This window comes from Litchfieldella rifensis, assembly GCF_042646605.1.
In the GTDB taxonomy this organism is placed as follows: Bacteria; Pseudomonadota; Gammaproteobacteria; order Pseudomonadales; family Halomonadaceae; genus Litchfieldella; species Litchfieldella rifensis.
Genome location: NZ_JBHRUG010000009.1, coordinates 204,868 through 231,711, shown reverse-complemented (window position 1 = coordinate 231,711; position 26,844 = coordinate 204,868). Strand labels below are relative to the sequence as shown.

General features: G+C 64.6%; 25 protein-coding genes. 9 read left to right on the top strand and 16 right to left on the bottom strand.

The annotated features are described in order from the left end of the window. Positions 1–40: 40 nt before the first annotated feature. From ACFOEV_RS04625 to ACFOEV_RS04590, 8 genes are all read right to left on the bottom strand, one after another. Positions 41–961 (bottom strand): branched-chain amino acid ABC transporter permease, encoded by a 921-nt coding sequence (locus ACFOEV_RS04625; protein WP_386771962.1) that lies wholly within the window; start codon positions 959–961, stop codon positions 41–43. Between the two features lie 73 nt (positions 962–1,034). Continuing rightward, positions 1,035–2,183 carry an ABC transporter substrate-binding protein gene (locus ACFOEV_RS04620; RefSeq protein WP_386771961.1) on the bottom strand — a complete coding sequence of 383 codons (1,149 nt, stop codon included), beginning with the start codon at positions 2,181–2,183 and terminating at the stop codon, positions 1,035–1,037. Positions 2,184–2,240: 57 nt separating this feature from the next. Continuing rightward, entirely contained in the window at positions 2,241–3,887 is a 1,647-nt protein-coding gene (locus ACFOEV_RS04615) for a benzoate-CoA ligase family protein (RefSeq protein WP_386771960.1), read from the bottom strand. Positions 3,888–3,948: 61 nt separating this feature from the next. Continuing rightward, positions 3,949–5,082, bottom strand: a complete 1,134-nt coding sequence (locus tag ACFOEV_RS04610; protein ID WP_386771959.1) for an acyl-CoA dehydrogenase family protein — start codon at positions 5,080–5,082, stop codon at positions 3,949–3,951. Then, positions 5,082–5,891, bottom strand: a complete 810-nt coding sequence (locus tag ACFOEV_RS04605; protein WP_386771958.1) for an enoyl-CoA hydratase family protein — start codon at positions 5,889–5,891, stop codon at positions 5,082–5,084. The genes ACFOEV_RS04610 and ACFOEV_RS04605 overlap by 1 nt, the downstream gene beginning before the upstream one ends. After that, positions 5,888–6,340, bottom strand: coding sequence for a MarR family winged helix-turn-helix transcriptional regulator (locus ACFOEV_RS04600; protein WP_386771957.1), 453 nt, complete (start codon positions 6,338–6,340; stop codon positions 5,888–5,890). The genes ACFOEV_RS04605 and ACFOEV_RS04600 overlap by 4 nt, the downstream gene beginning before the upstream one ends. Positions 6,341–6,366: 26 nt before the next feature. Then, on the bottom strand, positions 6,367–7,110 hold the full coding sequence (locus ACFOEV_RS04595; protein ID WP_386771956.1) for an SDR family NAD(P)-dependent oxidoreductase: 744 nt from the start codon (positions 7,108–7,110) through the stop codon (positions 6,367–6,369). Next, on the bottom strand, positions 7,111–9,396 hold the full coding sequence (locus ACFOEV_RS04590) for a bifunctional salicylyl-CoA 5-hydroxylase/oxidoreductase (RefSeq protein ID WP_386771955.1): 2,286 nt from the start codon (positions 9,394–9,396) through the stop codon (positions 7,111–7,113). It abuts the gene before it with no gap. A gap of 147 nt (positions 9,397–9,543) precedes the next feature. Between ACFOEV_RS04590 and ACFOEV_RS04585 the strand changes: the two genes are divergently transcribed. The 7 genes from ACFOEV_RS04585 to ACFOEV_RS04555 all read left to right on the top strand — a co-directional run bounded on the left by ACFOEV_RS04585 (position 9,544) and on the right by ACFOEV_RS04555 (position 17,428). Then, the gene (locus tag ACFOEV_RS04585; protein ID WP_386771954.1) at positions 9,544–10,314 is read left to right on the top strand and encodes an enoyl-CoA hydratase-related protein; all 771 of its coding nucleotides are present in this window, start codon (positions 9,544–9,546) and stop codon (positions 10,312–10,314) included. 2 nt (positions 10,315–10,316) lie between these two features. Beyond that, complete coding sequence (locus ACFOEV_RS04580) at positions 10,317–11,720, top strand: 3-hydroxyacyl-CoA dehydrogenase NAD-binding domain-containing protein (RefSeq protein ID WP_386771953.1); 1,404 nt, start codon at positions 10,317–10,319, stop codon at positions 11,718–11,720. 157 nt (positions 11,721–11,877) lie between these two features. Beyond that, a complete protein-coding gene (gene ftsH / locus ACFOEV_RS04575) occupies positions 11,878–13,815 on the top strand; it encodes an ATP-dependent zinc metalloprotease FtsH (RefSeq protein ID WP_386771952.1) in 1,938 nt (645 codons plus the stop codon). 19 nt (positions 13,816–13,834) lie between these two features. Beyond that, positions 13,835–15,562, top strand: coding sequence for a PHA/PHB synthase family protein (locus tag ACFOEV_RS04570; protein ID WP_386771951.1), 1,728 nt, complete (start codon positions 13,835–13,837; stop codon positions 15,560–15,562). Between the two features lie 126 nt (positions 15,563–15,688). Then, a complete protein-coding gene (locus tag ACFOEV_RS04565; protein WP_386771950.1) occupies positions 15,689–15,907 on the top strand; it encodes a hypothetical protein in 219 nt (72 codons plus the stop codon). 22 nt (positions 15,908–15,929) lie between these two features. Then, positions 15,930–16,388: a nodulation efficiency, NfeD-like protein gene (locus ACFOEV_RS04560; RefSeq protein ID WP_386771949.1), complete on the top strand. Its 459-nt coding sequence runs from the start codon at positions 15,930–15,932 to the stop codon at positions 16,386–16,388. Positions 16,389–16,390: 2 nt separating this feature from the next. Further along, positions 16,391–17,428, top strand: a complete 1,038-nt coding sequence (locus ACFOEV_RS04555) for an SPFH domain-containing protein (protein ID WP_386771948.1) — start codon at positions 16,391–16,393, stop codon at positions 17,426–17,428. An 18-nt stretch (positions 17,429–17,446) separates the two neighbouring features. Here the strand turns inward: ACFOEV_RS04555 and ACFOEV_RS04550 are convergent, their stop codons facing one another. From ACFOEV_RS04550 to ACFOEV_RS04525, 6 genes are all read right to left on the bottom strand, one after another. Then, positions 17,447–17,932, bottom strand: coding sequence for a GNAT family N-acetyltransferase (locus ACFOEV_RS04550; RefSeq protein WP_386771947.1), 486 nt, complete (start codon positions 17,930–17,932; stop codon positions 17,447–17,449). Between the two features lie 84 nt (positions 17,933–18,016). After that, positions 18,017–19,357 carry an N-succinylarginine dihydrolase gene (astB, locus tag ACFOEV_RS04545; protein WP_386771946.1) on the bottom strand — a complete coding sequence of 447 codons (1,341 nt, stop codon included), beginning with the start codon at positions 19,355–19,357 and terminating at the stop codon, positions 18,017–18,019. Continuing rightward, positions 19,354–20,823 carry a succinylglutamate-semialdehyde dehydrogenase gene (astD, locus tag ACFOEV_RS04540; protein ID WP_386771945.1) on the bottom strand — a complete coding sequence of 490 codons (1,470 nt, stop codon included), beginning with the start codon at positions 20,821–20,823 and terminating at the stop codon, positions 19,354–19,356. The genes astB and astD overlap by 4 nt, the downstream gene beginning before the upstream one ends. 8 nt (positions 20,824–20,831) lie before the next feature. Further along, entirely contained in the window at positions 20,832–21,848 is a 1,017-nt protein-coding gene (gene astA / locus ACFOEV_RS04535) for an arginine N-succinyltransferase (protein ID WP_386771944.1), read from the bottom strand. After that, on the bottom strand, positions 21,848–22,912 hold the full coding sequence (locus ACFOEV_RS04530) for an arginine N-succinyltransferase (protein WP_386771990.1): 1,065 nt from the start codon (positions 22,910–22,912) through the stop codon (positions 21,848–21,850). Before ACFOEV_RS04530 ends, astA begins: the two co-directional genes overlap by 1 nt. Before the next feature lie 50 nt (positions 22,913–22,962). Then, positions 22,963–24,177 carry an aspartate aminotransferase family protein gene (locus ACFOEV_RS04525; protein WP_386771943.1) on the bottom strand — a complete coding sequence of 405 codons (1,215 nt, stop codon included), beginning with the start codon at positions 24,175–24,177 and terminating at the stop codon, positions 22,963–22,965. Positions 24,178–24,420: 243 nt separating this feature from the next. On the opposite strand from ACFOEV_RS04525, the gene ACFOEV_RS04520 reads away from it, so the two are divergent. Beyond that, positions 24,421–24,558 (top strand): hypothetical protein, encoded by a 138-nt coding sequence (locus ACFOEV_RS04520; protein ID WP_386771942.1) that lies wholly within the window; start codon positions 24,421–24,423, stop codon positions 24,556–24,558. Between the two features lie 89 nt (positions 24,559–24,647). Further along, the gene (locus tag ACFOEV_RS04515; protein WP_386771941.1) at positions 24,648–25,286 is read left to right on the top strand and encodes a class I SAM-dependent methyltransferase; all 639 of its coding nucleotides are present in this window, start codon (positions 24,648–24,650) and stop codon (positions 25,284–25,286) included. Here the strand turns inward: ACFOEV_RS04515 and ACFOEV_RS04510 are convergent. Both ACFOEV_RS04510 and ACFOEV_RS04505 read right to left on the bottom strand, forming a co-directional pair. Beyond that, positions 25,260–26,282 carry a GlxA family transcriptional regulator gene (locus ACFOEV_RS04510; RefSeq protein WP_386771940.1) on the bottom strand — a complete coding sequence of 341 codons (1,023 nt, stop codon included), beginning with the start codon at positions 26,280–26,282 and terminating at the stop codon, positions 25,260–25,262. The genes ACFOEV_RS04515 and ACFOEV_RS04510 overlap by 27 nt on opposite strands. After that, complete coding sequence (locus ACFOEV_RS04505; protein ID WP_386771939.1) at positions 26,272–26,829, bottom strand: isochorismatase family protein; 558 nt, start codon at positions 26,827–26,829, stop codon at positions 26,272–26,274. Before ACFOEV_RS04505 ends, ACFOEV_RS04510 begins: the two co-directional genes overlap by 11 nt. Between the last annotated feature and the right edge of the window lie 15 nt (positions 26,830–26,844).

Here is a 26,844-nt window from a genome sequence, read left to right as displayed (position 1 = left end):
CGTCGTGCCCGAGGTCTTGTGCAGTGCGCCCTTGTGTAATCTAGTCATTGGCAACAAACAGCCCTTTCGGTTTGAACGCCAGGATGATGGCCATCAGCACGTAGATCAGCATCGAGGCCAGTGCCGCCCCGACCCCGGAGGCCTCGGCCGGGGTCATGAACAGCTTGAACAGCGACGGCAGGAACACCCGGCCCAGGGTATCGACGAGGCCTACCAGCAGCGAGCCGATCAGCGCCCCTTTGATCGAACCGATGCCGCCGATCACGATCACCACGAAAGCCAGGATCAGCACCGGCTCGCCCATGCCCACCTGCACCGATTGCAGGGCGCCGATCATCGACCCGGCCAGCCCCGCCAGGGCCGCCCCCAGGGCGAACACCAGCGTATAGAGCTTGGCGATGTCGATTCCCAGCGCCCCGATCATTTCCCGGTCGCTTTCGCCGGCGCGGATGCGCATGCCCAGGCGGGTGCGGGAAATCAGCAGGAACAGCGCCACCGCCACCAGCACGCCCACGCCGATGATCACCAACCGGAACACCGGGTAACGCGATCCGCCCGGCAAGGCCACGGAGCCCGACAGTACTTCGGGCACGTTGAGCCATAGTGGCGAGGAACCGAACAGCCAACGCGTGCCCTCGGAAAAGATCAGGATCAGGGCGAAGGTCGCGAGCACCTGATCGAGATGCTGGCGATGATAGAGGCGACGAATCACCAGCAATTCGACCACGGCGCCGACCGCGGCGGCAGCCAGGATGCCTGCCCCCAGGCCGACCCAGAACGACCCGGTGGTACCGGCGGTCCAGGCGGTCACGAAGGCGCCGACCATGTAGAAGGAACCATGGGCGAGATTGATCAGGCCCATCACACCGAACACCAGGGTCAGGCCGCTGGCCATCAGAAACAGCATGGTGCCGAGCTGCAGGCCATTGAGAAGTTGTTCGAATAGCAGGGATAGGGTCACGATGGCGTCCCTGAATCAGGCGAGATGAAATCACCGTTCGGATCGGAGTGCCGATCCGAACGGTTGGATAGATCTACATTTGGCACTGATCGACGAAGACGTCCTGCATGTCCTCGACGGCAACGCCCACCAGCCGATTGGTCGGCTGGCCGTGGTCGCCGGCGACCACGGTACGCACGTAGATGTCCTGGATCGGGTGATGATTCCTGCCGAAGCGGAATTCGCCGCGTGTGGATTCGAAATCAGCGGCGCGCAAGGCCTCGCGGAAGGCATCCGCATCATCCGGGTGCGCCGTCTCCAGGGCACTGAGGATCAGGTTGGCGGTGTCGAAGCCCTGCGAGGCATACAGGGTCGGTGTGCGGCCATAGGCTTCACGGAAGCTTTCGACGAAAGCCTGGTTGGTGGGATTGTCCAGGTCGTAGGCCCACTGTGAGGTGTTCACCACACCCAGCGCTGCATTACCTACCGCACCGAGGATGATCTCGTCGAAGGAGAACGCCGGCCCGAACATCGGCAGCTCGACACCCGAGCCATGGAACTGCTTGGTGAAGGCGATGCCCATACCACCCGGCAGGAAGAAGAACACGCTGTCGGCATCGCTGGCACGAATCTGGGCGATCTCGGCGGCATAGTCGGTCTGCCCCAGTTGGGTGTAGATCTCGCCGGCCAGTTCACCGCCATAGCGGCTCTTGAAGCCCTCCAGGGCATCGGTCCCGGCCGGGTAGTTGGGTGCCAGGATGAAGGGCTTCTTGAGACCCTGCTGCTGCATGTAGGCACCCATGGCCTCATGCAGGTTGTTGTTCTGCCAGGCGACATTGAAGTAGTTTTCGTGGCAGAGACGCCCCGCCAGGTCCGAAGGCCCGGCATTGGGCGAGAGGTAGAACACCCCTTGGCGCACCACGGAGGGCACTACCGCCATGGCCAGGTTCGACCACACGATGCCGGTGAGGATATCGACCTCGTCACGCTGGATAAACTCGTCGGCCAGGCTCTTGGCCACATCGGGCTTGCGGGCATCGTCCTGCACCAGCAGTTCGATGTCGTCGCGACTGGACTGCTGGAGGGCGAGCTGGAAGCCATCGCGGATATCCACGCCTAGGTGCGACCCGCCTCCCGAAAGGGTGGTGATCATGCCGATCTTGACCTCGTCGGCCTGGGCGTGGAGCGACGCCAGGCCGGTCGACATCAACAGGCCGAGGCCGATGGCGGTCATTTTCTTCATTGTTTAGATCCCCTTGTGCACAGGTGCTGTTGTCACGTCATCTCGTTGTGGTTGGCGTCATGCCTGGCCATTGGCGGCAGCGGGATGGTACGCCTGCTTGAGGCGGAAGCGCTGGATCTTGCCGGTTGCCGTCTTGGGCAGCTCATCGATGAAACGCACCGAGCGCGGGTACTTGTAGGGTGCCAGGCTCTGCTTGACGAAGCCCTGCAGACGTTGGGCACACGCCTCGTCACCCACCACACCCGGCGCCAGCACGACGAACGCCTCGACGATCTGGCCACGCTCGTCGTCGGGCGCGCCGACCACGGCGCATTCCAGCACCTCGTCATGCGCCAGCAATGCCGCCTCCACCTCCGGGCCGGCGATGTTGTAACCCGCGGAGACGATCATATCGTCGCTGCGCGCGGCGAAGTGAAAGTACCCCTGCTCGTCCTGAACGAAGCTGTCGCCGGTGAGGTTCCAACCATCGCGCACGTATTGGCGCTGACGGTCGTCGGCCAGATAGCGGCAACCGGTAGGTCCCCGCACTGCCAAACTGCCGACTTGACCCACCGGCACTTCCTGCATCTCCAGATCGACGACCCGTGCCTCGTAGCCCCCCACCGGTTTGCCGGTGCATCCCGGTCTGGCATCGTCGAGCCGGTTGGAAATGAAGATATGCAGCATCTCGGTGGAGCCGATGCCGTCGAGCATGAGCTTGCCGGTTTTCTGCCTCCACTCCTCATAGACCGGAGCTGGCAAGGTCTCGCCGGCGGAGACCGCGACACGCAGGCTCGACAGATCGGCACCTTCGTCCATCGCCTTCAACATACCACGGTAGGCCGTGGGCGCCGTAAACGAAACGGTCGCCCGGTAGGTCTCGATGATGTCGATCATGTTGGCTGGCGAGGCCTTCTCCAGCAACGTGGCGGTGGCGCCGAAACGCAGCGGGAAGATCGCCAGCCCACCCAACCCGAAGGTGAAGGCCAGCGGCGGCGAGCCGACGAAGATGTCGTCCGGCGTGACCTGCAGAATCTCGCGGGCATAGCCGTCGGCGATGATCAGCAGGTCGCGGTGAAAATGCATGGTGGCCTTGGGCTGGCCAGTGGTACCGGAGGTGAAGGCGAGCAGGGCGACGTCGTCCTGGGCGGTATTCACGGCGGTGAACGTCGCCGGCTTGTGCAGGGCGGCACGATCGAGCTCGGCGTCGTGGTTGGCGGTGCCGTCGAAGCCGATCACCTGAGTCAGGTAGCGACTGGTTTCGGCACATGTATGCAACTCGTCGAGCAGCCGGGTATCGCACAACGCATGGCTGATTTCGGCCTTGTCGACGATCTTCGCCAGCTCGCCGGCGCGCAGCATGGGCATGGTATTGACCACCACGGCACCGGCCTTGGTGGCCGCCAGCCAGCAAGCGACCATCGCCGGGTTGTTGGCCGAACGGATCAGCACCCGGTTGCCGGGTTTCACGCCATAGTCCTCGACCAGCGCATGGGCCAGTTGGCTGGTCCACTCGGCCAGTTCGCGATAGGTGCGTTGCCGGTCGTTGCCGATCAGCGCGATGCGCTCGCCGAACCCGCGTTCGACCAGCCGGTCACTGAGCTCGACGGCGGCGTTGAGTTGCGGTGGATAGTCGAACCCCGCCAGCCTCAGTTCGGGCCATTGGTCGCGAGGCGGCAGGCTGTCCCGGGTGAAGGTATCGAGATGGGCCGTTTTTCCTGACATCGTGGGCCTCCATCGTCAGAGACGTTGTTGTTGTCAGCGATTGAGCTGCGCCAGCATTCATTCATGCGTTTCCCAGTGCACTGCGCGCGATAATGACCTTCTGCACCTCGGAAGCCCCCTCGTAGATACGCAGCGCGCGGATCTCACGATACAGACTCTCGACGATATGGCCCTTGCGCACCCCGTCACCGCCATGCAATTGCACCGCCTTGTCGATCACCTGCTGGGCACGGTCGGTGGCGTAGAGCTTGGCCATGGCCGCTTCGCGGGTGATCCGCTCGGCGCCCTGGTCCTTGGTCCAGGCGGCGCGATAGACCAGCAACGCGGCGGCATCCACATCCAGCGCCATGTCGGCGAGATGGCCCTGCACCAGTTGCAGATCGGCGAGCGGCCCGCCGAACAGCTCGCGTTCGCGGCAGCGGGCCAGCGACTCGTCCAGGGCGCGACGCGCGAAACCCAGCGCGGCCGCCCCCACCGTGGAACGGAACACGTCGAGTACCGACATGGCGATCTTGAAGCCCTGCCCGCTCTCGCCGATCAGGTTCTCGCGCGGCAGGCGCATATCGTTGAAGCCCAGTCGCGCCAGGGGGTGCGGAGCGATGGTTTCCAGGCGTTCGCGGATCTCCAGCCCCGGGGTGTCTGCCGGCACCAGGAATGCCGACAGCCCCTTGGCGCCCGACGCCTCGCCGGTGCGTGCAAAAACGGTATAAACATCGGCGATCCCGCCATTGGAGATCCAGGTCTTCTCGCCGTTGAGCACGTAGTGATCGCCATCGCGGGTGGCGCTGGTCTCGATCCGGGCGACGTCCGAGCCGGAGCGTGGCTCGGTCAGGGCGAAGGCTGCCAACGCCTGACCACCGCGCGTTCTCTCCAGCCAGCGCTTCTGCTGCTCGCTGCCGAACAGGCTGATCGCCCCGGTGCCCAAGCCCTGCATGGCGAAGGCGAAGTCGGCCAGGCCGTCGTGGCGTGCCAGGGTCTCGCGCAGCAGGCACAGCGAACGCGCGTCGATGGATTCCCCCGCCGTGTAGTTCAGGAAACCAGCCTCGCCGAGCGCACGCACCAGGCCGATGCAGGTGGCGTCCACATCGGCATGGGGAACTGGCAGGTGCGCCGTGCACCACGCTTCCAGGCGTTCAGACAACTCGCGATGCGAGGCCTCGAAGAAGGGCCATTGCAGGAAGCTGCGATCGCTCATCAGTCGCCTCCGAACTCGGGTTTCTGCTTGGCCACGAACGCCCGGTAGGCGCGCTCGAAGTCCTTGGTCTGCATGCAGATCGCCTGGGCCTGGGCCTCGGCCTCCAGGGCCTGTTCCAGGCTCATCGACCACTCCTGGTTCAACTGGGTCTTGGTGATGCCATGGGCGAAGGTCGGCCCCTCGCAGAGGCGCTGGGCGTAGGCGATGGCCTCGTCCTCGAGCTTGCCGGCCTCGACCAGGCGGTTGTAGAAGCCCCAGGCCAGCCCCTCCTCGGCTCTCATGTTGCGGCCGCTGTAGAGCAAATCAGCGGCACGCCCTTGGCCGATGATGCGCGGCAGGATCGCGCAGGCGCCCATGTCGCACCCGGCTAGCCCTACCCGGGTGAACAGGAAAGCGGTCTTGGCTTCCGGCGTGGCGAAGCGGATATCGGAGGCCATGGCGATGATCGCCCCTGCCCCCACGCACACCCCATCGACGGCGGCGATCACCGGTTTCCGGCAGTTGAGCATCGCCTTGACCAGGTCACCGGTCATGCGGGTGAAGGCCAGCAGACCCTTCATGTCCCGCTCCACCAGCGGGCCGATGATGTCGTGCACGTCGCCGCCGGAGCTGAAGTTGCCGCCATTGGCGGCGAACACCACCGCCTTGACGTCGTCGGCATAGGCCAGGTCGCGGAAGGTGTCGCGCAGTTCGGCATAGCTGTCGAAGGTCAGGGGATTCTTGCGCTCGGGACGGGCGAGTTGAATGACGGCGACGTCACCCTGCATGCGCCACAGGAAATGCTCGGGGGTAAGGCTTGCCATGTTCATCGTGCGGCTCCCGGTTCGGCAGGCAGGCGGTGCAGCAGTTCGCCCATGTGGTGGGCGTCCTCCTCGGTGACGCCGTCGAACAGTTCGCTGACCCACGCCTCATGGGCCTCGGCCATCTCGGCAAAAGCGGCACGGCCACGTTCGGTCAGGCACACGCGAGTGGCGCGGCGGTCGCCCTCGATGGCGATACGGTCGATGTAGCCATCCTCCACCAGGCGGCTGACGATGCCGGTGACATTGCCGTTGGAGACCATCAACTGGCGTGACAGCTCGTTCATCTTCAGGCCCTCCACATGCCGGTACAGCGCGGCCAGCACATCGAAACGCGGCAGGGTGGAATCGAACTGCACACGCAACTTCTCACGCAATTCGGCCTCGACCTGGCGCGTCACGCGCAGCATACGCAGCCACAGGCGCAGGCGTTCCTTGCTGGTGGTTTGCGGACTCATGGCCTGGATTTTCTCCTCGACTCCCATCAAATCTCGCCTCCCGATATCGAAATCGCCTGGCCGGTAATGGCATCGCTGCCGGGTCCGCACAGCCACAACGCCGTGGCGGTGACGTCGGCGGGCTGCACCAACCGCCCGGAGGGATTGGTACGAGTGAAGTGCTTTCGTACCTGCTCAGTCGTGCGACCGGTCTTGTCGACGATGCTGTCGATGCTGGCCTCGAGCAGCGGCGTCTCGGTGAAACCAGGACACAGCGCGTTGACGGTGATGCCACGCGGAGCAGTCTCCTGGGCCAACGCCCGGACCAGCCCGACCACGCCGTGCTTGGCCGCGCAGTAGGCACCGACATAGGCGTAGCCCTTGAGTCCGGCGGTAGAGGCGACCGCCAGCAGGCGCCCACCGGGACACAGATGTTTCAGCCCCTCGCGCAATGTCAGGTAGGTTCCGGTGAGATTGACGTCGAGCATTCGCTGCCAATGGGCGAGGTCGGTCTTTTCCAGCGGGGCGCTGTCGGCGGCACCGGCGTTGGCGATCACCACGTCGACCTCATCGAGCGCATCGAACAGCGCCAGCATGGCAACCTCATCGGTCACGTCGGCCACCTGCACATCGATGTTGTCGTGCTGCCCAGCCACCTGTTCCAACGCCTCTCGGCGACGCCCGACGATGGTGACCCGGGCGCCGGCCTCAGCGAAGCCCAGCGCCATGTCGGCGCCGATGCCGGAGCCGCCACCGGTGATCAGGACGCGTTTGTCGTGCAGGGTATCCATTCAGACGAGTCCTTCGTTGCGTTCGGCCAGCCGGTAGAGCTGGTCGCGGCCGGCGAGATAGGGCTTCGGCCAGCTCACGCCGCGATCGCCCAGCCGCGCCGCGGCATGCAGGGTCCAATAGGGATCGGCCAGGTGCGGGCGCGCCAGACACACCAGGTCGGCACGCCCGGCCATCAGGATCGAATTGACGTGGTCGACGTCGTAGATATTGCCCACCGCAATGGTCGCCATGCCGATTTCGTTACGGATACGGTCGGAGAACGGGGTCTGGAACATGCGCCCGTATACCGGCCGCGCACGGGTCGAGGTCTGCCCCGCTGAAACGTCGCAGATATCGACACCGGCTGCCTTGAGACGTCGGGCGATCTCCACCGCCTCCGCCGGGGTCACGCCTTCCTCGCCCACCCAATCGTTGGCCGAGATACGCATCGAGATCGGCTTGTCGTCGGGCCATGCCTCGCGCACGGCGTGAAACACCTCCAGCGGATAGCGCAAACGGTTGTCCAGTGAGCCGCCGTACTCGTCGTCGCGATGGTTGGTCAATGGCGAGATGAACGACGACAACAGGTAACCGTGGGCGGCATGGATCTCGAGCATGTCGAAACCGGCGCGATCGGCCATCCGTGCTGCAGCGATGAACTGCTCTCGGACGCGGTCCATGTCGTCGCGATCCATGGGCTTGGGCACCTGATTGCGCTCGGACCAAGGCACGGCGGAGGCGGCCATCACCGGCCAGTTGCCGTCCGGCAGCGGTGCATCCATCTCCTGCCAGCCGAGCTGGGTCGAGCCCTTCGGCCCGGAGTGGCCGATCTGTGCGCACAGCTTGGCCGGCGTTTCGGCGTGCACGAAGTCGCACAGCCGCTTCCAGGCGATCTCGTGTTCGGGGGCGTAGAAGCCGGTGCAGCCCGGAGTGATGCGGCCTTCCGGGCTAACGCAGGTCATCTCGATGTAGACCAGACCAGCGCCGCCCTTGGCGCGCTCGGCGTAGTGCACGAAGTGCCAGTCGGTGGGGCAACCGTCGACGGCCTTGTACTGCGCCATCGGCGACACCACCACGCGGTTGGCGAGCTTGAGGCCACGCAGTGCGAAGGGTGCGAACATCGGAGCGCGGTCGCTGCCGGGGTTGCCGGCCTGCACCTGGAACCAGCGTTCGGCACTGGCCAGCCATTCGGGGTCGCGCAGGCGCAGGTTCTCGTGGCTGATGCGTTGCGAACGCGTCAGCAGCGAGTAGTTGAACTGCACCGGGTCGAAATCCAGGTAACGCTCGACCTGCTCGAACCATTCGGTGGAGTTGCGTGCCGCCGACTGCAGGCGCAGTACCTCCAGGCGCCGCTCGTCTTCGTAACGGGAGAAGGCATCCGCCATGTTCGGCTCGCTATGCAGGTAGTCGGCCAGAGCGATGGCGCTCTCCAGCGCCAGCTTGGTGCCGGAGCCGATCGAGAAATGCGCGGTGGCGGCGGCATCCCCCATCAGCACCACGTTCTCAAAACTCCAGCGCTCGCACAGCACGCGCGGGAAATTGATCCACGCCGAGCCGCGAATATGCCGGGCATTGCTCATCAGCGAATGACCGTCGAGGTGGCGGGCGAAGATCCGCTCGCAGATGGCGATCGATTCCTGCTGGCTCATCTCGCCGAAACCGAACCTGCGCCAGGTGTCCTCACTGCATTCGACGATGAAGGTCGCGGTATCGGCATCGAACTGGTAGGCGTGCGCCCATACCCAGCCGTGTTCGGTGTGCTCGAAGATGAAGGTGAAGGCGTCGTTGAAGGTCTGGTGAGTGCCGAGCCACACGAATTTGCAGGCACGTGTGTCGATATCGGGTTTGAAGTGTTCCCGATAGCGTTCACGCGTCTTCGAATTGATTCCGTCGGCGGCGATCACCAGGTCGAATTCGCGACGGTAGGCGTCGATGTCGTCCTCTTCGATGGGCGTCTCGAAGCGCAGCTCCACGCCCAGCTCGCGGGCCCGCTGTTGCAGCAGGATCAGTAGTTGTCGGCGTCCGATACCACAAAAACCGTGGCCGGTGGAGACCGTCTTCACCCCCCGGTGGATCACGGCGATGTCGTCCCAGTAGGCGAAGTGCTCGCGAATACGCTCGGCGCTGGCGGTATCGTTGCGCGCCAGGTTGTCGAGCGTCTCGTCCGAGAGCACCACACCCCAACCGAAGGTATCGTCCGGGCGGTTGCGCTCGATCACCACGATCTCATGAGACGGGTCGCGCCGTTTCATGCTGATGGCGAAATAAAGGCCAGCGGGACCGCCGCCGAGACAGGCTATCCTCATCGCGAATCACTCGATGGTTGCATTATGACTCAAGCTAGGCGCTCTTCCAGAATACTTCAAGCTTAAAATTTTAAGCTTGAACATTCAGATTTCGCGCCATACGCTCGAGACATATCCACCTGAACCTATCCGGCGCCGAGGTGGCCCATGACCGATCTTCTCGAGACCCGGCACGATGCGGGAGTGGTTAGACTCACCCTCAACCGGCCCGCGGTGCGCAACGCACTGAACAGCGACTTACTCGCGGCACTGGCCGATACTCTCGACCAGGCCGCACAAGACGAGACGGTACGCTGCGTGGTGATCCATGGTGCGGATGACCACTTCGCCGCGGGCGCCGACATCAACGAGTTGGCCGAACGATCCGCCGGCGACGGCCCGGGCGATCCTCGTCTAGGCCACTGGCAGCGCATACAGCGCTTTCCCAAGCCGTTGATCGCCGCCGTGGAGGGCTACTGCCTGGGGGGCGGCTGCGAGCTGGCACTGTGTGCCGACCTGCTGGTGGTCGCCGACGATGCCCAACTGGGCCAGCCGGAGATTCGACTGGGACTGATTCCCGGTGCCGGCGGCCTGCAGCGCCTGGCCATCACCCTGGGCAAGGCACGCGCCATGCACCTGGTGCTTACCGGCGAGCGCATCACGGGCCGTGAGGCCCACGACTGGGGGCTGGCCTCGCAATGCTGTGCCCATGGCGAAGCGCTGGACACGGCACTGGCCACCGCGGCCTTGCTCGCCAAAGGGCCGCCACTGGCCCAGCGGCTCGCCAAGCAGGCGGTGCTGGCGGCCACCGAAACCCCGCATCAGGCCGCCTTCGAGCTGGGACGCCGCTCCTTCGAACTGCTGCTCGCCACCGACGACAAGGCGGAGGGTATCGCCGCCTTTCGCGACAAGCGCTCACCGACCTTTCGCGGAGCATGACCATGCCGATCGCCAACATTGCCGTCATCGGCGCCGGCACCATGGGCCAAGGCATCGCCCAGCTCTGTGCCCAGCAGGGTTACACCACCTGGCTCTACGACGTGCAGGACGGCGCCGCCGAGCGCGCGCGGCAGCGGATCGCCCAGGCGCTGGACAGACGGGTCGCCAAGGGGCGAATGACGACCGGGGACGCCGACGCGGCGCTTTCCCGCGTCAGCGTGGCCGACTCGCTCGCGGAGCTCAGCGAGGCCGACCTGGTGGTGGAGGCGATCGTCGAGGATCTTGCCGTCAAGCGTGCCCTGTTCGCCGAACTGGAGACGCTCTGCCGCGCCGATGCCCTACTGTGTACCAATACCTCGTCGCTATCGGTCGGCGAGATCGCCGCCGAGCTGCACACCCCTCAGCGCTTTGCCGGCCTGCACTTCTTCAACCCGCCCACCGCGATGAAGCTGGTCGAAGTGGTCAGCGCTGACGCCACGGCGCAGACCACACAACGGGCACTGCACGACTTCGCCCGCTCGCTGGGCAAGACCCCCGTCGCCGTCAGCGACAGTCCCGGCTTCATCGTCAACCGCTGCGCGCGGCCCTTCTACAGCGAGGCGCTGTGGTTGCTGGAACATGGGGCCGCCGCGGCAGCGACCATCGACGCCTGCCTGAAGAGTGGCGGCGGCTTTCCGCTCGGCCCGTTCGAGCTGATCGATCTGGTGGGGCTCGATATCAACCTGCGTGCCACCGAGACCGTCTGGCAGGCCTTCGACCACCATCCCCGCTTTCGTCCGTCACCGCTGGTGGCCGATAAGGTCGCGGCCGGCCAGTTGGGACGCAAGAGCGGCGTGGGGTTCTATCGCTATGACAGTGACGACCACACTGGCGCAGCGGACAACACCACACCGGCCGGCGTGACCGGACCCGAGGCGCTGATCGCCGACCTGCAGGCCGAGGTGCCGGGACAGTACCAGGTCACCGATGGCCGCACCGCGACCGAACTCGCCGCTGAGCTGGGGCAGCCGGTGGCCGTCCTCGATACGGCCTTGTGTCCCTGGGCCAACGACCGACCGACCACCCTGGCCTTCGCCACCCACGGCGTCGATTCAGCCGATCGAGAGCGCTTGGTAAAGGCCGCCGCCGGCCGGGGCGTGCACCTTGTCGAGGTCGCCGATCGGCCGGGGCTGATCGTGCTGCGCGTCGCCGCCATGCTGATCAACGAGGCCCGCTTCGCCTTGAACGAAGGCATCGCCAGCGCCGACGACATGGATACTGCCATGCGCCTGGGGCTGAATTTCGCGCTCGGTCCCTGGGCAATGCTCGCGCGACTGGGTGTCGAACGCATTCGCACCACACTCGAACGTGCCACCGAGGAAGACCCTTCAGGACGCTACACCTACTCCCCGTCTGAGACGCAGTGAAAACACTATCCCCCGACAAGACTTACGCCGACTTTCCTTGATGTGGCGCAAGTCATGCCTCGCCATTCCTGGGCTAAAGTAACGGAACCACTGAATGAAGTGGCCTGCCCCGCTTGCGCGGCTCGTTCCCTCGATGACACCGAGTGCGAGGTCTCCCGTGGACAAGAAGCATCAGTTCAATGTGCTGTACGTGTTCGCTGCCGTTCTGTTGTTCATGGCGTTTCAGAATGCCTATCACAGCTGGCACTCCGTCGAACCGATCCCTTATTCGGAATTTACCCGGCTGCTGGAGGCTGGCCGGATCGCCGAGGTCAAGGTCGGCACCGAGCGCATTACCGGCACCTTCACGTCGCCACAACCCGATGGGCGCACCGCCTTCACCACCAATCGCATCGATCCCGGCCTGGCCGAGGAGCTGGCACGCTACGATGTCGCCTACGACGGCAGCGTAGAGAACACCTTCTTCGCCACCATCCTGTCCTGGGTGCTGCCGATCCTGATCTTCTTCGTGATCTGGTCCTTCCTGATTCGCCGCATGACCAGCGGCTCGGGACTGGGCGGCATGATGACGCTGGGCAAGTCCAAGGCCAAGGTATACGTGGAGACCGCCACCAAGGTGACGTTCGACGATGTCGCCGGTGTCGACGAAGCCAAGCGCGAGCTTCAGGAAGTCGTGGAGTTCCTGCGCGATCCGCAGCGCTATGGCCGACTCGGAGCACGGATTCCCAAGGGCATCCTACTGGTCGGCCCGCCGGGTACCGGCAAGACGCTGCTGGCCCGTGCCGTGGCGGGGGAAGCCGGGGTGCCATTCTTCTCCATTTCAGGCTCGGAATTCGTCGAGATGTTCGTCGGTGTCGGCGCCGCCCGGGTCCGGGACCTGTTCGAGCAGGCTGCCAAGGCCAAGCCATGCATCATCTTTATCGACGAACTGGACGCCTTGGGCCGGGCACGTGGCGCCGGCATGCCCGGCGGCGGGCACGATGAGAAGGAGCAGACCCTCAACCAATTGCTGACCGAACTCGATGGCTTCGATCCCTCGTCGGGCATCGTGTTGCTCGCGGCCACCAACCGGCCGGAGATCCTGGATCCGGCACTGCTGCGCGCGGGACGTTTCGACCGCCAGGTGCTGGTCGACCGGCCCGAGCGCCAAGGGCGCATCGCCATTCTCAAGGTGCATATCGGCAGGATCAGCCAGCTCGCCCCCGATGTCGACCTGGACCACATCGCCTCGCTGACCCCAGGCTTCACCGGAGCCGATCTCGCCAACCTGGTCAACGAGGCGGCGCTGCTGGCCACGCGGCGCGACGCCGAGACGGTCGGCATGACGGACTTCACCAATGCCATCGAGCGCATCGTGGCCGGGCTGGAAAAGAAGAGCCGGCTGCTCAACCCCCAGGAGCGCAAGGTGGTGGCCTATCACGAGATGGGGCATGCCCTGGTCGCCGCCTCGCTGCCGGGCATGGATCCGGTGCACAAGGTGTCGATCATTCCGCGCGGTGTGGGAGCACTGGGCTACACCATCCAGCGGCCGACGGAAGATCGTTTCCTGCAAACCACCGCGGACCTCAAGAACCGCATGGCCGTACTGATGGGCGGACGGGCCGCCGAGAGGCTGATCTTCGAGGAGGTATCCACCGGCGCCGCCGACGACCTGACCAAGGTCACCGATATCGCCCGGCGTATGGTCACCCAGTTCGGCATGGCGGATGGCGATGTCCAGGTCGTCTACGAGGAGGAGCGACAAGCCTTCCTGGGCGATGTCTACGGCGTCGCCCGTCCCAAGCAGTATTCCGAGGCCACAGCGCGGGAAATCGACCTCGCCGTACTCAAGCTCGTCGACGAGGCCTTCACACGAGCCACGCAAACTCTCGGAGAACGTCTGGCGGACCTGCATGCCGGGGCCACCCTGCTGCTCGAGCGCGAGACGCTCACGGCCGAGGAATTTCCCCCCATCCTGCCCCATCCCGAAGGCGCTGAACCGTCGCGCCTTTCGCTGGCCAGTGAAGGAGCCGATGACGGGGATCAGGTGCCCCGCAACACGGAGACGACCGTGACACCATCATCCAGCGCGGGCGAAGTCGACCACCAGCCATAGGGATAGGGAGGACAGCGAGATGTTCCTGGACGATGGCCAGAACGAGAATGCCGACCGCATGATACGGGCATCGCTGGCGCAGCTGACGAATAACATTTCACCGGCGGCGGTCATGCTGACCTATGTGGACTGGCTCTCCAGCCTCGCCGTGTCGCCGGGCAAGCAGATGTCGCTGATCCAGAAGGCCCTCAAGAAGCAGTTCCGGTTATCCGCCTGGACGGCGCGATCGGCCTTCGAACCCGACGCCGAGCCTTGCATCGAGCCTCTGCCGCAGGACCGTCGTTTCCGGCACGAGTCCTGGCAATTGTTTCCCTATAACGTCATCTATCAGGGATTTCTGCTGCACCAGCAGTGGTGGTTCAATGCCACCACCGGCTTGCGCGGGTTGTCCCCCCATCATGAGCAGGCGCTCGAGTTCGGCGCGCGACAGTGGCTGGACATGTGGGCCCCGTCGAACTTTCTGCTCACCAATCCCCAGGTACTGGGCAAGACCGTCAATAGTGGCGGTACCAACCTGATCCAGGGCTGGCATCACCTTGTCGATGACTGGCAGCGCAACATGCTCGGCAAGAAACCCGCCGGGGCCGAGGACTACGTCGTGGGCGACAATGTCGGCATCACGCCGGGGAAGGTGGTCTTTCGCAATCACTTGATGGAGCTGATCCAGTATGCTCCCACGACGTCGCAAGTCCATGCGGAGCCCGTGTTGATCATCCCGGCCTGGATCATGAAGCACTACATCCTGGACCTTTCACCGCCCAATTCCCTGGTCAAGTATCTGGTGGATCAGGGACATACCGTGTTCATGATTTCCTGGCGCAATCCCACGGGCGAGGACCGCAACCTGGAGCTGGACGACTATCGTCGCCAAGGCATCATGGATAGCCTGGAGGTGATCGGCGAGGTGGTGCCCGATTCGAAGGTCCATGCCGTGGGGTACTGTCTCGGCGGCACCCTGCTCGCCATTGCGGCAGCCGCCATGGCACGGGATGGCGACGAACGCCTGGCCTCCCTCACCATGTTCGCCGCCCAGACCGATTTCCGTGAGGCCGGGGAACTGATGCTGTTCATCGATGACAAGCAGCTCGCTTTCCTGGAAGACGTGATGTGGTCACAGGGAGTACTCGACACGAAACAGATGGCCGGGGCCTTTCAATTGCTGCGTTCGAACGACCTGATCTGGTCACGCATGGTCAACAGCTATTTGTTGGGAGAGCGCCAGCCCATGAACGACCTCATGGCCTGGAATGCCGATGCCACCCGGATGCCGTATCGCATGCATTCGGAGTACCTGCGGCGGTTGTTCCTGAACAACGACTTCGCCGAAGGGCGCTTTTCGGTCGACAACAAGCCGGTCGCGATAAACGCTATCCGGGTGCCCATCTTTGCCGTGGGTACCGAACGGGACCATGTGGCGCCATGGCGCTCCATCTACAAGATCCACTTGCTGGCCGATACGGATGAGCTGACCTTCCTGCTCACCAGTGGCGGACACAACGCCGGTATCGTCAGCCCCCCGGAGCGAACGAGGCGGCACTACCGCATGAGCACGATGCACGGCCACGATGCCTATGTGGATCCCGACCTCTGGCTGGCGCGCACCCCGGTCAACCAGGGTTCATGGTGGCCGGCCTGGCAGGCCTGGCTGGCGGACCATTCGGGGCCCAAGACATCTCCTCCCGAGTTGGGCTCAACACACTACCCTCCCTTGGGCGATGCTCCCGGTACCTATGTGTTGCAGGAGTGAGCCGCCAATCGCTCTTGAGCCTGCCGCCCATGTTTCATTAGCGGTCACCTGCTATAAGCATGGGCAGGCGGACGATTTCCTGAGATCATCGACTCACGACCACCGATCTCGAACAGGATCTCCTCGATGCCGCGACGTCTACGACCCCTCGTCATCCTGTCTGCCATGCTGCTCCTCGCCATCGCGATAACGGGCTGCACCGTCAATACCTATCCCGACGGCAGCCGCGAAACCGTGTGGGGCGTGCCGCAAGATACCGGCGGCAACAACGACCAGTACCGCCCCGGCACCATTCGCGACGAGAACGGCGAGGTTCGCCGCCAGACCGACCTGCCCGAACGCTGATACCTTCCGACTCGGAGATCCCATGGACTGGACCCTGGCCCATACCTGGCTCGCCATCGCCCTGCTGCTGGGGCTGGCGGAACTGACCTCAGGCGCGATGGTGCTGCTCGCCTTGGCCGTCGCCGCCGCCTTGACCGCGTTACTGGCCTACCTGGAGCTGACACTGCCCTGGCAACTGCTGGGTTTCGGCGTGTTTGCCGGCTTGCTGATCCCGCTGGCGATCAAGGTGATTCGCCCCCGGTTCTCGCCGCACGGGGTGGCCTACGGCACCACCGGCACCGGGGTGGAGAAGGGACGGGAATATCGCACCCTCAAGCGCGATTTCGATGGTGCCACCGGCATCGTGATCAATGGCGACTTCTACCGTCTCAGAGTCGCGGAAACCGCAACGACCGAGCTGTCGGAGAACACCCCGGTCATCTTCCAGAAATTCGATGGCACCACGGCCATCGTCACACTGGCATCGCAAAAGGAGCAGTGAACATGGAATTTCCTGTCAGCCCAGGGCTGATCCTCAGCCTGATCGTCGTCGTCATCGGCATCCTGATCATCGTCAAGGGGATGGTGATCGTGCGCCAGTCGGAAGTCATGGTCATCGAGCGGCTGGGCTCGTTCAATCGGGTGCTGGAGAGCGGCATCAACATCATCATCCCGTTCATCGAGCAGCCCCGCGCCATCACCATGATCCGCTACAAGAGGCTCGGCGAAGAATATCACCCGATCACCAGCAGCGAGATGCGCATCGATCGCCGCGAGACGGTGATGGACTTCCCCGGTCAGCCGGTGGTCACCACCGACAACGTCACCGTCACGATCAACGGCGCGTTGTATTTTCAGGTAATCGATCCCAAGCGCGCCGTCTATGAGGTCGAGAACATGAGCCAGGCCGTCGAGATCCTGGCCAAGACCACGCTGCGCTCGGTGGTCGGCAAGATGGAACTCGACAAGCTGTTCGAATCGCGCGCCGAGGTCAACAACGAGATCCAGGCGGCCATGGAGGAGCCTGCCTCCAAGTGGGGAGTGAAGATCTCGCGGGTGGAGGTGCAGGACATCGCCATGCCCGGCGAGGTGGAAGAAGCCATGCGCCTGCAGATGGCCGCCGAGCGCAAGCGCCGCGCCACCGTCACCGAAGCCGAGGGCGAGAAGGCCGCCGCCATCGCCAAGGCCCAGGGCCAGCGCGAGTCGGCGATCCTCAATGCCCAGGGCGACAAGGAATCCGCCATCCTGCGCGCCCAGGGCGAGCAGGAATCGATCAAGCTGGTACTCAATGCCATCGGCGACAGCGAGGAGAACAAGCGCACCGTGGTCGGCTACCTGCTGGGCCAGAGCTACATCAAGGCCCTGCCGACCATGGCCCAGGATGGCGAACGGGTGTTCGTGCCCTACGAGTCCTCCGCCCTGCTCGGCTCGATGGGCATGTTCCGCGAAATGGCCGGATCGCCGGAAGACGTGGTGTCACAGCATCTCAAGCGCGACGGGTTGCGTGGTGGGGTCGTCGGTGGCACCGCTTCCGGCGGTTGAGCCGGACGCCGTGAACGTTCAGGCCGAGCTGCCGATCAGCAGACGAGTCATGATGGTCACGTCCTCGCCGCGATAGGTGAGCACTTCATGGTCCTGCCACCCCAGCCGGCGATAGAGCCCCTGCTGGTCCGGGGTGAACAGGTGGCAGTGCGCAAAACCGACGTCACGCGCCTCGCGCTCGACCCGTTTGACGAGACGCGAGGCGATCCCCTGCCCACGCCATTCGGGCACGACGAACACCGAGGCCAGCCAGGGGGTCAACTGGAGACGCTCGCCCATATCGTCCTCGACGAGGCTCGCCGTTCCCACGGGACGCGTGTCGCAGAGCGCAACGAAGACCGAGGGCACGCCCCGGGAGCCGCAGTGTGCCTCCAGTGACCCACGCCACACGGCGAGGGTCTCACCGGGATGCAGGTACCCCCACTGCTCGTACTGCCACTCGGCGATGGTCGCGACATACGGGGAGTCGGCGGTCAGGCGAAGAATTTCCAGGGAATGGTTCACGCGGATGTACCCGATAGATAAACCGGCCCGCCTGATGGCGGGCCGATTCATTTCCTCACACTTGCTCTGACGTGTCGACCGCCCTTACCCCAACTGGAACGGATAGACGTTACCGATGCGGAGAATCCGGGTCAGTTCGTCGAGTGCGGTCAGCGTCTCTTCCGCCAATTGCGGGTCGGCGAGATCGGCGGGGGCCAGACGATCGCGGTAGTGACGCTCGACCCAGGCGGTGAGTTCACCGTAAAGCGCTTCGTCGAGCAGCACCCGCCCGGAGAGCGCGCTGCGTTCGGCTTCGCTGAGCGCTACCCGCAGGCGCAGGCAGGCGGGACCGCCGCCGTTGCGCATGCTCTGCTTGACGTCCTTGACCAACACCTCGGAGATCGGGTTGGCACCGGCCAGCAGCAGGTCCTGGACGGTACGCCAGACCGCCTTGTTCTCCTGGCACTCGCCGGGCACCACCAGGGTCATGGAGCCATCCGGCTGGGAGAGCAGCTGCGAGTTGAACAGGTACGAGGACACGGCATCTTCCATGCTCACCGCCTCGACCGGCACCCGCACCGGGATCAAGGGTGTGGCCATCTTCCGACGCAACTCGTCGAGGGTCTGTTGCTCATCGAGGAAAGCCATCTGGTGGTAGAGCAGCACCGGGCCATTGCCGACGGCGATCACGTCGTTGTGGAACACTCCGGCGTCGATGGCCTCCGGGTGCTGCTGGGCGAACACCGTCTGCCCCTCGTTCAGGCCGTGCTGGCGCGCCACCGCCTGGCTGGCTTCCAGGGTCTGGCGAGCCGGGAAACGCTTGGGCTCCAGCGTGCCGCCAAATGCCTGGCGGCCATAGACGAACAGATGCACGCCGGTCTCGCCATGCTCGGCGCACAGCCGGGTATGGTTGGCGGCGCCCTCGTCGGAAAACGCCGGGGTCGCCGGCAGCACCGGATGATGGGCGAAGTGGGCCTGGTCATGGAAGATTGCCGCCAGTACCCGCGCGGTGGTCTCCGGCTCCAAGTAGCGATGGAAGCTAGACTGCAGGTTGGCGGGAGTGAAGTGAACCCGGCCATCCGGGGCATCGACGCTCGGTGTCACGGTGCCGGCGTTGGCCGTCCACATGCTGGAGGCCGAACACACCGCACGCAGGATCTGCGGGGCCTCCGTGGCGGCACGGGCGAGGACCTCGGCGTTGCTGCCGGAGAAGCCCAAGGCCCGCAGCGCACCGAGATCGGGACGCTGCTGGGGTGGCAGCACGCCCTGGGCGAAGCCAGCATCGAGCAGCGACTTCATCTTGGCCAGCCCCTGCAGCGCGCCCTCCTTGGGGTTCGAAATCAGGCCTTCGTGGCTCATCGAGGCCACATTGCCGTGGGCCAGACCCGAGTAGTTGTGCGTGGGGCCTACCAGGCCATCGAAATTGACTTCGCGGACGTTGCTCACAGCACCACCCCCGGCGGCAGATTATCGGGCAGGGCCAGATCGTCGGCCTCCATGGACGCCACCGGATAGGCACAATAGTCCGCTGCATAGTAGGCACTGGGGCGATGGTTGCCGCTCTCGCCCACCCCGCCGAAGGGGGCATCGCTGGAAGCACCGGTGGTCTGGCGGTTCCAGTTGACGATCCCCGCGCGAATACGCAACAGGAAGTCGTCCCAGTCGGCTCGCTCGCCACCGATCAACCCGGCGGAGAGGCCGTAGCGGGTATCGTTGGCGAGCCGGATGGCCTCGTCCCAGTCAGCGTAACGGTGCACCTTGAGCAGCGGGCCGAAATGCTCCTCATCGGGAATTTCCAGCCCGGTCACATCGATCAGCGCGGGCGACAGCAGGCTGGTTCCCTCCTTGAGACGCCGCATACGCGACAGCACCGTGCCCCCCATGGCCTCGAGGTCCGCTTGGGCCTTGAGCAGGCCATCGGTCGCCTGGACACCGACCAGCCCGCCATAGAACGGGGCAGGTTCGTCGAATTGGCCGGCCACATGCAGCCTGTCGATGGCCGTGACCAGCGCCTCGATCAGACGATCCCCCACCGCGCCTTGTGGCACCATCAGGCGCCGGGCACAGGTACAGCGCTGGCCACCGGACAGGAACGCCGACTGCAGGATGGTCAACACCGCCGCATCCTCGTCGTGCACGTCCTTGACCACCAGCGGGTTGTTGCCGCCCATCTCCAGCGCCAGGATCTTGTCAACATCGCCGGCGAGCTGGCGATGTAGAATGCCGCCGACCTTGGGGCTACCGGTGAACAGCAGGCCGTCGATGTCGGCGGCCCCGGCCAGTGCTTGGCCGACGGGGGCGGCACCCTGCACCAGGTTGATCACGCCCTCGGGCAAGCCGGCCTCGCGCCAACATTGCAGCGTGAGGTCGGCGGTCAGCGGGGTCTGTTCACTAGGCTTGAAGACAACGGTATTGCCGGCCAGCAATGCCGGAACCATGTGCCCATTGGGCAGGTGGCCCGGGAAGTTGTAGGGGCCGAAGACTGCCATCACGCCGTGCGGGCGATGACGCAGGACGGCTTTCGCCCCGCCGACGTCGCGTTCCCGCTCGCCGGTGCGTTCATGATAGGCGGTGATGGAAATCGCCACCTTGCCGATCATCGCCCCCACCTCGGTGCGCGCTTCCCACAGTGGCTTGCCGGTCTCGTGGGCGATGGCCCGCGCCAGGTCTTCACGATGGCTTTCCAGTACCCCGCGGAAACGCTCGACGATGGCCTGACGCTCGGCGAAGGGCTTGCGTGCCCAGGCGGGAAAGGCCTGGCGGGCCGCGGCCACGGCGGCCTCGACCTGGGCGGGGCTGGCGGCCTTGGCCTGCCACAGGGGTTCACCGGATACCGGGTCGGTCTTGGCGAACGTCTCCGCTTCGCCGTCGACCCAGGCGCCGCCGATCAGCAGTTGCTGCTTGGCATTCATAAACTCTCCTAGGTTTCCAGTATGCGGAGGGAATCGCCCGCGGCGACGTCGAGCCGTCGCGCCTCCTCCTCGGTCAGGGTGATGACGTCGTCGACACCGGGGCCGCGGCCGACCCAGGTGGCCCGGAAATCAAGCATCCCGGTAGTCGCGACCAGCCAGGTAGGCCGCTCGCCGTGCTCGGCCTCGGCCGTTATCTCGACCTTGCACAGCCGCGAATTGCGCACCGCGCGCACGTCATCGATATAGGCCTCCACGGTGGGGCCGCCGTCGAAGATGTCGACATAGCCTTCCCAGCGCAGGCCTTCCTTCTTGAGCATCTCCAGCGCCGGGCGCGTGTCCTCGTGGACCTGGCCGATGCAGGCTCGCGCTTCCTCGCTGAGGAAGGTGGTGTAGATCGGGAACTTGGGCATCAGCTCGCCGATGAAGCTCTTCTGCCCCATGCCGGTCAGGCGGTCGGCCTCGTTGAAGTCCATGGGGAAGAAATGGCTCCCCAGGCACTCCCAGAACGGGCTTACCCCCTGCTCATTGAACACGCCGCGCATCTCGGCCAGCACCTTGTTGGGAAAACGATCGCGGAACTGGGCCATGAACAGCCAGCGGGCCTTGGACAGTATCGCCCCGTTGCGATGCTTGCGGTATTCCGGACGCAGGTATAGCGAGGCGACCTCGGCATCGCCGGTGTGATCCGAGCTCAGGAACAGGGTGTCGATGGTGCGGTGCAGGTCGAGTTGCACCGAGGAGTGTGCCAGGGTCCCCAGGCGGTAATGATAGAACGGCACCTCGCGTCCCACCTGACCCTCGATGGCACAGCAGCCGGCCAGCTCGCCGTTGGTCTCGTCTTCCAGCACGAAGAAGTACAGGCGATCGTCCACCGGGGTGCGCTCCTCGAAGGCGCGCGCAGCGGACTCGATCTTGCTGGCCAGGAAGTCGCGGTTGTCGGGCAACGAGGTGAAACCGACGCCGGTCTGTTGGGCCAGGACCTGCAGCCCGTCCAAGTCGCCGCGGGCAATCGGACGAATGCGCATCACAGTTCTCCCTCGTCGAGTGAATCTTCGGCGGCGGGCAGTGCCAGCGGCGCGGCCAACACGGCGCGTCCCTCCTCCACGCCGAGGATCTCGGCATGTTCCGGCGAGAGCATCAACTGGCCGGTCGGTGATAGCGCATAGCGGGCCACCACGCAGCGGAAATCGCCGAGCTTCTGGTTGGCGACCATCGCCGGTTCGGCGTCGGGCAGCGAATGCGCCGGGCGAATCCGCACCGGATGCCAACTGGCGTGGCGGAAGGTTTCGAGGCGCTCGAGCTCACCCTTGACCACCGGGCCAGCATCGAAGATATCCACGTGGCGTGAACGAACGAAGCCCTCGGCGAGCATCTCTTCCAGGGCGTGCTCGTGATCCGGGTGTTCACGGCCGATGGCCGAGCGCGCCTGAGGAGTAAGCAGCGGCAGGTAAAGCGGAAACTGCGGCATCACCTCGGCGATGAAGCTCTTCGAACGCACCCCGGCCAGGTGGTTGATGTCCTGATAGCCGCGTACGAAGAAGTGCCTCCCCACGCTGTTCCAGAACGGCGACTCTCCCTCGCTGTCGAGATACCCCGGGAAGGCCACCGCCAGGATCTCCGCAAAGCGCTCGGGATACTGGGCGATGAACATCAGTCGTGAACGGCGCAGCAGGCTCTCGGCGCTGGTGCCCTTGTAGCGGTCGTTCAACGACAGCGCGCACAGCAGCGTCGCCTCGGACACCTCGTGCGACAGCGACAGGGTCTGCACCTCGCGGCGCACGTTGAGCTGCTGCGAAGCGTGGATCAGCGTTTCCTGACGATAGGTATAGTACGCGTCCTGGGCGCCGGCCTGGGCGCGGATGGTGGCGGTTCCCACTACCTCGTTGCGTTCGCGATCCTCGAGCACGAAGGTGTAGTGCTCGTCGCCAGGAAAATCGATCTCGCGGCTGAAGGAGCGCTGGGAGCGCGTGATGCGCTCCTCGAGACGGTCGCGATGCGCCGGCAGGTTGGTCAGGCGCGGGGTGGCGGTGGTGGCCAGGCGCTCCAGGGCCGGCAGATCCGCCGGCCTGGCGGGACGAACGACCAGCATGGCGTGCCCTCTCGTTGTCGGTTCCTGGGAGCCCTCGTTCATGGACGCGCTCATGCCTGGGCGACGAGCTTGTCGATGGCACGCTCGAGGCGAGCCATGCCTTCATGGATGTCGGCTTCGGGGATCACCAGCGACGGCGCCATGCGCAGCACATTCGGCCCGGCAATCAGCGCCATCAGGCCTTCCGCGATGGCCAGCGGCAGGATGTCCTTGGCCCGGCCTTCGTACGCAGGCGACATCTGGGCGCCGATCAGCAGCCCCATGCCGCGGATCTCCTGGAACACGCCATGCTTGCGATTGATGGCTTCCAGGTGCTCGCGGAACAGCTCGTGGCGCTTCTGCACGCCTTCGAGCACCTCGGGGGTATCGATATGCGTCACGGCGGCCAGGGCCACGGCCGAGGCCAGGGCATTGCCGCCATAGGTGGAGCCGTGGGTGCCGATGGCCAGCGACGGTGCCACCCTGTCGGTGGTCAGCATGGCGCCGACCGGGAAGCCGCCGCCCAGCGACTTGGCGCTGGTCAGGATGTCCGGGGTCACCCCATAGTGCATATAGGCATAGAGCTTGCCGCTGCGGCCCACGCCGGTCTGAACCTCGTCGAAGATCAACAGCGCCTGGTGCTTGTCGCACAGCTCGCGCAGCCCCTCGAGGAACTCGGGGGTGGCCGGCACGATGCCGCCCTCGCCCTGCATCGGCTCGACCATGATCGCGCAGGTGTCGTCGCCGACCAGTTCACGCACGCTGTCGAGATCGTTGAACTCGGCGTGCAGGATACCGCCCGGCACCGGGCCGAACCCTTGAGAGTACTTGGGCTGCCCGCCGACGCTCACGGTGAAGAACGTCCGCCCGTGGAAGGACTGGCGGAAGGAGATGATCTTGTCCTTGTGCTCACCGTGGTGATCGTGGGCATAGCGGCGCGCGAGCTTGAGCGCCGCTTCATTGGCTTCGCCGCCCGAGGAGCACATGAACACCTTGTCGGCGAAGGTGCGTTCGACCAGCGACTTGGCGAGCCTCAGGGCGGGTTCGTTGGTATAGACATTGGACAGATGCCACAGCTTGTCGGCCTGCTCCTTCAGGGCATCGACCAGCACCGGATGACAATGACCCAGGGCATTGACGGCGATACCGCCGGCGAAGTCGATATACTCGCGCCCTTCCTGGTCCCACAGTCGGCTGCCCTCACCGCGAACCGGAATCACCTTCTGCGGGGCATAGTTGGGCGTCATGTACTGATCGAAATCGCTGCGAATCGGGGTATGGGTCATATTCCTCTCCATCCGGTGGGGTCGGCTGATCAACCGAGTATAGGGGCCAACGTCAAGCCGGGCTTTCAGCAATGGGACGACGAATTATGAAAAGCGGCTGAGGGCTGTATAGAAAAGTGATCAAGAACTTTATGGAAAAAACGACTTGAGTTTATCGTCGTTCGCCCCATCTCGTTAGCAGGCTTGTCATTTGATCCCGGCATGACGATGCCGGAAAACCGCCAAGGCAGCAGGAGTGTTCCCATGCGTATCGACCTATCCGGCAAGCACGCTATCGTCACAGGATCCACCGCCGGCATTGGTTTTTCCATCGCCCAGGGGCTAGCGAGTGCCGGCGCCGCGCTGCGTGTCGAGGGCGGCGTCGTCGATACCATGGCGTGAGCCTCTCTAGAAAAGCGTGGCAATGTCATCTCCCGGACCGATACTGTGGTGCTATTGGAGCGTCACCGGCGCTCACGGGAGATGGCTTCATGCTCAACACCACGACGTGGAATCGCCTGCGCTATACCCTCTATGCTCCGGGCTACGACCTCGTCGCCGATCGCCCCCTTCGTCGAGCGCGGCGTCGCTCACTCGGGGCGGTGGACTGGCATGCGGGGCAGCGGGTGTTGATCGTCGGCGTCGGTACCGGACTCGACCTGCCCTATATGCCACGCGATATCGAACTGCACGGCATCGACCTCGCTCCGGCCATGGTCAGACGTTTCCGCGACCGAGCCGATGGTCTCGGTTTCGATGCCACCGCCCGGGTGATGGACGCCGAGTGCCTCGACTATCCCGACGACCACTTCGATGTGGTGATCATGCACTTGATCGTGTCAGTGATGCCACGCCCCGAGCTGGGGCTGGCCGAAGCGCATCGCGTGCTCGTCGATGACGGTCAATTGTGCGTGATGGACAAGTTTCAGCCAGATGACCGTCGCACGGGGTGGGGGCGGCGTGCACTCAACCTGCTGACCACCGCCATCGCTACCGATATCACCCGCCAGGCAGGGCCGCTGCTGAGCGGTGCCGGCTTCGTCATCGAGCGCAACGAGCCGGTGATGATGGGCTCGCTGTTCCGCGCGCTGCTGGCGAGAAAATCAGCGCCGTCCCGGAACCGAACCTGACGTTGACAAGCCGTTCGGGGCATTTAACCCACAATGGGCTCGCCGCCAGGCCTGTGGCGATCCAGGCTCGAAGCGCTGCCAGGCACGCCGCAACTGGCGATCCTCTCCCATCCCCACCTCCTCGGCAATTCGCGCCAGGCTCCAGTCGGTTTCGCTCATCAGCTGTCGAGCCAGTTGCAGCCGCAGCCGGGTCACGTATTCGCCCAGCGCCATCCCCGTCAGTGACTTGAAGCGGCGGCGCAGGTGTCGCTCACTCATCGCCGCTTCGGCTGCCATCGCCGGCAGCGACCAAGGGTGCTTCAAACGTGAGCCCAGCGCATCCTGCAAGCGATGGATACGCGCATCGACATGGTTGCGGCCCTCCAGCCAGATGCCCAGTTGCGGCTCATGACCGCTGCGGCGAAGGTACAGGACCATCTCGCGGGCCACCGACAGCGCCACTCGATGACCACAGCGACGTGTCAACCAGTGCAGCATGGTGTCGATGCCAGTGGAGATGCCGGCACTGGTCAGGTAGGGGCCGTCCTCGATGAAGATACAGTCACCTTGCACATGAGCCGTGGGCGCCAGCTCGGTCAGTCGCTCCTGCAAGGTGTGATGGGTCGTGCAGCGTCGTCCGCCAAGCAAACCGGCCTCGGCCAGCAACAGCGTTCCCGAGCAGACACTCATGACGGTCTCGGCGCAGGCTGCCTGTTCACGCAGCCATTCGGCGCAGGCGCGCTGTAACAACGGATCAATGCCGCTACGATATTGTCCGGGCACCAGCAGCAGGTCGAGCCGACCCAGCGGCCGCGGCAACGGCTCGATACCCGACAGCACCAGCGGCCCCAGCCAGTCGAGGGAGGGGCTCGGACCGAAATAGCGTATCGACAGTCCACCGGCGATACGCTCAGCGCTCTGCAGCACCTGCAGCGGCCCGATCAGGTCCAGTGGCACCTGACCGGGTAGCATCAACACACCGATCTTCAGCATCGGCTCAGCGGGTTCAAACGGCATCGCGACGCCATTCCCCAGCCAGCGTGGCCACATCGACAATACGTGCGAAGCGCTCTTCCAGCACCAGTTCGGTCCGCGCGCGAATCTCCTCGGCGGGCCAGGTCCGGCCGTGGCGAGTCATGGGGAAGGTCAGCGTCGCTTCACTGACGAAATCGACCCCGAAACCGAGATCGGCAGCAACACGAGTCGTGGTCTCGCAGCATTGTTCGGTACGAATGCCACTGATGGCCAGCTTTTCGATGCCGTGCTCACGCAGCCAGTCTTCCAGCGCCGTATCGGTAAAGGCGTTGTGCGCACGCTTGTGGAAGGTCACGTGACAAGCGTCCTCGAAGCCTGCCAATGGACGAACCAGGCCATGAGCGGGATCGAACGGACCATCGCTCCCCGGCGCTTCGTGGAGAATACGAACCACTGGAATATCCGCTGCGCCGGCAGCATCGAGCAATGTGCGCTGGTGCTCACGCCAAGGCATGGCCAGCCTCTCATCCCAGTAGTCACGAGCAGGAAAGGATGCCTGAACATCGACTAGCAGCAGTGCGGTACGCATGAGGACGGTCTCCGA